4 protein-coding genes are annotated in these 6,025 nt (G+C 41.0%); 1 reads left to right on the top strand and 3 read right to left on the bottom strand.

Translation table 11 applies throughout. The annotated features are described in order from the left end of the window. Nucleotides 1–445: 445 nt before the first annotated feature. The gene (locus WBM49_RS10185) at nt 446–1,315 is read left to right on the top strand and encodes a universal stress protein (protein WP_424371947.1); all 870 of its coding nucleotides are present in this window, start codon (nt 446–448) and stop codon (nt 1,313–1,315) included. A gap of 499 nt (nt 1,316–1,814) precedes the next feature. Here the strand turns inward: WBM49_RS10185 and WBM49_RS10180 are convergent, their stop codons facing one another. The 3 genes from WBM49_RS10180 to WBM49_RS10170 form a co-directional block, all read right to left on the bottom strand. Further along, nucleotides 1,815–4,073, bottom strand: a complete 2,259-nt coding sequence (locus WBM49_RS10180) for a DUF349 domain-containing protein (RefSeq protein WP_424371946.1) — start codon at nt 4,071–4,073, stop codon at nt 1,815–1,817. Nucleotides 4,074–4,212: 139 nt separating this feature from the next. Beyond that, complete coding sequence (locus WBM49_RS10175; RefSeq protein WP_424371945.1) at nt 4,213–4,965, bottom strand: shikimate dehydrogenase family protein; 753 nt, start codon at nt 4,963–4,965, stop codon at nt 4,213–4,215. Further along, nucleotides 4,940–5,956: a DUF368 domain-containing protein gene (locus tag WBM49_RS10170; RefSeq protein WP_424371944.1), complete on the bottom strand. Its 1,017-nt coding sequence runs from the start codon at nt 5,954–5,956 to the stop codon at nt 4,940–4,942. Before WBM49_RS10170 ends, WBM49_RS10175 begins: the two co-directional genes overlap by 26 nt. Between the last annotated feature and the right edge of the window lie 69 nt (nt 5,957–6,025).

Below are 6,025 nucleotides of genomic sequence, written 5' to 3'. Positions count from 1 at the left end.
TATCGTTTTAAGAATAGCAGAATTAAAAAGGAATTGTCTTTTAAGACTGCTAAGAACACTGCTAAGTTGGCTTAATCCTTAATACGGTCTCGACTCCGCTCGACCTGACATCTCCTGTCTGCGTTCTACCTTTCATTGGTTGTTTCTTAGGTGTCATATCGAGCAACTTTATTTTGTCACCCCGAGTGGAGTCGAGGGGTCATGAAATGGTCTCGTTTTGTTTCGCAAAGTACTTTCGATCAATATATATGTTGAACTCGGTAATGCTCGGCCAGACATCCCTAGACTCCCTAGCCTAAGGCAGATTTACGTTCCGAAGGAATGCAGGCTGCTCTACCTCTGAAAGAAAAGATATTTATCAGAAATAATGCAATCTGACCAAGGTCATAGGTAGACACTTTAATATGAGGTAATTTGTACCACATAAGATATAAGAAGGTACAAAATGAAGACTATCCTATACGCTACAGATTATTCGAAAAACTCAATAGCAGCATTAAAGTATGCTTGCGCTATGAGTACTAAAATGAATGCTAAATTGTTAGTTGTCCATGTATTTGACTATCCAACATTGTTGGACAATGTAAGCTTAAAGGGCGAAGACGCATTTCCGGATATTGAAGGTGATGCTTTTAAAAAGCATCACTCAAAACTTACCAGTTTCTGTGAGACAACTTTAAACGATGATTTTAAGAGCTTAACTATTCTAATAGAGGCCATTGAAAACAAGTCTGTAGTTGAAGGTATTGTTTCAAAGGCAAATGAGATTGGAGCTTTTTTAATTATTACAGGAATGAAAGGTGGTAGTATCTTAAGAGAAGTCATTATAGGAAATACGACCAAACAATTAGTCGAACAATCACCTTGCCCGGTTTTATCTATTCCCGGCGATGCAAGTCATTCAGGAATTAAAACCATTGTTTATGCCACAGATCTTGAAGAAGAAGACCTTGGGGCCATTTCTAAGCTAACGGAAATTGCCAAACCTTTTAATGCAAAAATTAAGATAGTGCATATATCTCCACTAGAAGAGAATATCGGCAAATGGCAAAATAAGGCTGTTGAGAATAAGATTCGGAAGTATATAGATTATACTTATTTGGAATTGGACATTCTGTATTCTGATGATGCCTTCAACGACCTGAAAATATACCTGGGCAAATCAAATGCAGACATCGTTGCGATGCTTGAACGAGAAAGTAAGAGTCTGACTTCCCAAATTTTTCACAGAGACATGGTAAAAAGAATGGAGTCTTATGGTAAGGTTCCTCTGATGAGTTTTAATGCGAAGAGTTACGGGATATTCCACCTTTAATAATTTAAAATAATATTAAGATGTACAGAAGGGTATTTAGAATAGTGATTGTAATTTCAATTGCCTTGGGAGTTTATTTTTTTGTAGCAAAAGAATCGTTCACAAAGAGTTTTTTAATAGTTGCTTCAAGTATTGATTTTTTACTATTTAGTCTTGGTATTCATGGATTGATTGCTCATTCCTTTCTTCCAAAATCCGAGGGACAATTAATTACTTTTCCACTGTTAATGTGGGTGCTGTGGGCTATACTATTTTTAGTTTTTGTGTTTCTAATTATTCCTGTCTACTGTCCTGATTTCTTATTGGAGTTATAGTATGCCTTACGTTATTGGGAATGCCATTGCCATTTTAGATAAATCTTCTGTCATATCTAGATTTAAAACCTGTTATATGGAGGTCTCATCCCTTTCATACTGAACTCTTTTAATGTCATATCGAGCGGAGTCGAGATGTGACATGGGGGAAATCCCATCGACCTGACATTGCGAGAATTTTCTATTTAATTCTCCTCATTCTCAGTATCTATTTCCTCCTGATCCGCTTCTTCTTCCACCTTCGCAAGAGAATGCTGCAGGATATTGATCTTTTTAAGCTTTGCCTTCCAGGTTTTCAGGGCCTCTTTTTGCTTGTTTAACTTTTGAATCACCTCTTTGACTAACGGCTTATCTTCCGAGGCGTTGTAGAAAAACAACAGGTTATTTTCCAGTTGATTGATCTCACTCTTGCCTTCATCAATTTTTCGTTTGATAAAACTGCGCTCTTTTTGCAAGGCGTATTCATCCTCCCTCGAGGTTAATTGCTTTAACTTATTACCGTATTTTAACAATTCGGCCTCCTGTTGTGTCACTCCTAATTTTTTAAGGATGGCATCTACAACTTTATTAAACTTACCATTGATGCTTTTCTTGTTAAAAGGAACCCGTCCAATAGACTTCCATTCCTCAATAAAGGATTTAATGCTTGCAAGATCCTTGTCTCTGTCTTTTCCGGGTTCAAATCCCTGTAATTTCTCCAGACAGGCATTCTTCTTCTCCAGATTTTCTACCTCTGCGCCACTGGCCTTGTTCTTTTGGGCGTGCATCCGGTCAAAATAATGATTACAGGCCGCTTTAAATTCCTTCCAGATACTGTCCGAATACTTCCTGGGCACATGCCCTATCTGTTTCCACTCTTGTTGTATCCGCTTCATCTCCGGGGTTGCTTTGTCCCATTCTTCACTTTCCTTTAGGGAAAGCGCCAACTTAACCAGCTCCCTCTTTTTGTCCAGGTTGTCTTGCTGTTCTTTCTTTAAGTTCTTATAAAAGTCATTCTTCTTGCGGTTAAAGGCTCTTACAGCCTCCTTAAAACGGCTCCAGGTATCTTCATTTACCTTTTGAGGTACTTTCCCCGCTTTAAAAAATGAGGAGCGAAGGGCTTCTAATTCTTTGATCTGGTTTTGAAGGCCTTTGTGTTGGGGAGCAACGTTTTCTGCCAGCTTGGTTATTGCTGCAATGATCTCATTCTTTTTTTCCAGATTATCCTCATACCCCTTCTCCATTTCCTTGAAATGCTCCTGCCTCCGGTGGTGCATTACCTTGGTAGCATTGCTGAAACGCTCCCAGATAGCCTCTCTGTGTTCCCTGTCTACAGGGCCAATATCTTCCTTCCAGATCTTGTGAAGTGTCTGTAATTCGCGGAAAGCAGTGTTAAGGTCGGGTTCATTGGCAAGGGCTTCCGCCTTAGTCACTAATTTTTCCTTCTCTTCCAGGTTGTACTTAAAATCGAGGTCGCGTAACTCCCTGTTCAAATGCAGAAAGTCGTAAAAGATCTCTACATGATGGTGATAGGTGCGCCACACATCGTTGTAGTGGTTCCTGGGAACTGAGCCGGCGTGTCGCCATTGTTCTTGCAGGTCCTTAAAATTCTTATAGGTAGTATTGATGTCTTCTTCAACATTCACTAAAGCTTTAAGCTCTTCAATGATCTGTAGCCTTTTTTCCAGGTTTTGTTTTAAATTGGTTTCCAGGGACTTGTAGTAGGCATTGCGCTTTTCCCGGTAATCTGAGTACACTTCGTTAAATTGCCTTTTGGCAACCGAATTGTATCTGAAATCTATTTCATTCCCACCCTGACTAACAAATTCTTCCTTTTTTTCTTCTATAAAATCCTGGAATTTCAGGTCAAATTCCGATTTGATCCCATCTACATGATTCTTGATGGCCTGTACTTTTTCGTTTCGCACCAGGCGCTGTAGTTCCCCTACCAGATTCTCCATGGTCATAGTGTGGTAATCGTGCATGGGGATATGGTGCCTGTGGTGATTGTCCTCATCCTCCGCATCTTCCGCATTGGTTTCCTCTATCTCATCTAGCACATCCTTATTTGCCTCAGCATCGGCAACTACACTTTTTTCTTCTGCGATAACTTGCCCTTCGGCTTCTTCTACCGTGCCTTTCTCTGCTTTCTTTTTGGTCGATTTTTTCTTGGGAGCGACCACTTTTTCCACGTCAGTAACTTCCGCCGGTTTCTCGGCCGCTTTTTTGGAGGCCTTTTTTTTTGCGGGCGTCGCCTCCGCTTTCTCAGCATCGGCTTTTGATTTCTCAACTGTTTTGACAGCTTTTTTCTTCGGAGCCACTACCTTTTTCGCGGCAACCGCTTTAGGTGTGGTCTTCGCTGATTTTTCGGTAGTTTTCTCTGAGAGTTCTTCGTTCTCAGTAGTTTCCGATGTTGCATTTCCCCCTACATCTGTATGTAGTTTCTCTTCTTTCTCTTCCAACATTCTATTTTTGGATTTTTTGTACTCATTAGGTCTCAATCCCATTGTAAGATACTAACAACCCCAGAGACAACAAAGGTATTGTAGGATCTTTTTAGGGAGCCAGGACCATCGTTTTAGGAACATCCGGGCATCTAAATGCTTATTTCTGCCAGATCTCCCAAGCTTTTTGTGCCTGAAATCCCAGCATGGATAATCCATTACAAATGGAGGTTCCACGTTGTTCACCTTCCTGTAAAAAGGCCGTTTTCTCAGGGTTATACACCAGGTCGTACAATAGATGACCCTTGCCCAGATGGGCGTAGGGAATGGCTGGTTTATCGTTTATCCGTGGAAAGGTACCTACTGGTGTGCAATTGATGATAAAGGTATGGTTGGCTATTTGCTCTTTGGTTAGCATTTCATAGGTCCATTGGCCTTTTTCCGGACTTCTAGACACATATTGTGAGCTGATCCCCAATTGTTGCAGCGTGTATTTAATAGCTTTGGAGGCACCACCGGTACCAAGGATTAGGGCGTTCTTATGTGCTTTTTCCGAAAGAAAGGGCTCCAGTGATCTCTGAAAACCGTATCCGTCCGTATTGTATCCTACAAGGCCTGTTTTTGTGAATTTGATAGTGTTTACGGCCCCTATGGCGGCAGCTTCCGAATCTAAACTATGTAAATAAGGAATGATAGCCTCTTTGTAAGGGATGGTTACGTTTAAACCATGCAGTTCGGGATATTCTTTCAGGATGGTCTCCAGGTCGGTAATATTGCGGAGATCGAAGGTTTCATAGGAGCAATGGTGTAGTCCTTGCTTTTGAAAGAAATCCGTGAAATATTCTTTAGAAAAAGAATAGGAAATATCGCGGCCTAGGAGGCCATAGCTAAGCTTTTGTTCTGTTTTTTCCATACCACTCCAATGCTAATAAAATGCCTATACCTACCAGAATGTATAACAGGGCCCACCAGGTATCGGCAAGGCTCATGTTTGGTAAATATCGTTCATAATTTTTAATGATCTCATTCCCGTTACTATCAATCAAATGATTGCCCAGGCTGTCTTTTACAAAGATGGTTCGCTTCCACGGCCAAACCACCCCAAGACTGCCGGTAATAAATCCAATGATCACCGCGGTGGTAATGTGCCTGAAATGTTTTAGCACGTAGCCCAGGATGTGAGAAAGGGTCACCAAGCCTGTGGCAGAACCAAGGGTGAAGACCACCAGAATCTTTAAAGTGTTGAGGCGTTCCTGATTAGCCGTAAATCTAAAATCTCCCTGAAATACCTCGGCGATGGTATCAAATAGAGCATTCACTGAATCTACCAGCAGTAGTACATAGTTTCCCAGTAAAATAAGAATAAATGAGCCAGAAAGACCCGGAAGCGTCATCCCTGAGACACTGATCATCCCGCATAAAAAGATAAAAATAAGATTGTCGTTTTCCTTAGCCGGACTCAAAAAACTGATGGAAATTCCGGCAATGAGTCCGATTACCCCAAAAGTGATGGTTTTCCGGTTCCAGTGTTCGTAATCTTTGGCGATAAAATAAATAGAGCCAATGATCATCCCAAAGAAGGTGGCCCAAACATATAATTCATTGTGTTCCAAAAAATAATCCAGAAGCTTGGAAACGCTGAAATAACTTACCAGCATCCCAAAAATTAGCAGGCTCAGGAATTGCCCGTTTACGTAGCGGTAGAAGCTTTTGAAACGCCCGTTAAAAAGCAATTTAAGAGCCTTTAGATTGATCTTTTGAAGGGAATAGATGAATTCCTCATAAAAACCGGCAACAAAGGCTACGATGCCCCCTGACACCCCCGGCACCTTGTTTGCGGTACCCATGGCCAGTCCCTTGATAATCAGGAATACTTTATCAATAAAGGATCTGGGCTGATGCATGATGCTATGCTTTATTTTTTGGCAGCAAGTTTTTCAAGCATAAAAATAAGCAGAAAACCAAGGATAGCC

Origin of the sequence: Muriicola sp. (assembly GCF_049669965.1) — a bacterium.
Lineage (GTDB): Bacteria > Bacteroidota > Bacteroidia > Flavobacteriales > Flavobacteriaceae > Muriicola.
Note: the sequence above shows the minus strand (reverse complement) of the source record. Positions and strands in the feature narration are given on the sequence as shown.

What these genes read in the sequence shown, in the direction of transcription:
- WBM49_RS10185 (WP_424371947.1), top strand. Translation starts at nt 446, where the DNA reads ATGAAGACTATCCTATACGCTACAGATTATTCGAAAAACTCAATAGCA.
- WBM49_RS10180 (WP_424371946.1), bottom strand. Translation starts at nt 4,073, where the DNA reads ATGTTGGAAGAGAAAGAAGAGAAACTACATACAGATGTAGGGGGAAAT.
- WBM49_RS10175 (WP_424371945.1), bottom strand. Translation starts at nt 4,965, where the DNA reads ATGGAAAAAACAGAACAAAAGCTTAGCTATGGCCTCCTAGGCCGCGAT.
- WBM49_RS10170 (WP_424371944.1), bottom strand. Translation starts at nt 5,956, where the DNA reads ATGCATCAGCCCAGATCCTTTATTGATAAAGTATTCCTGATTATCAAG.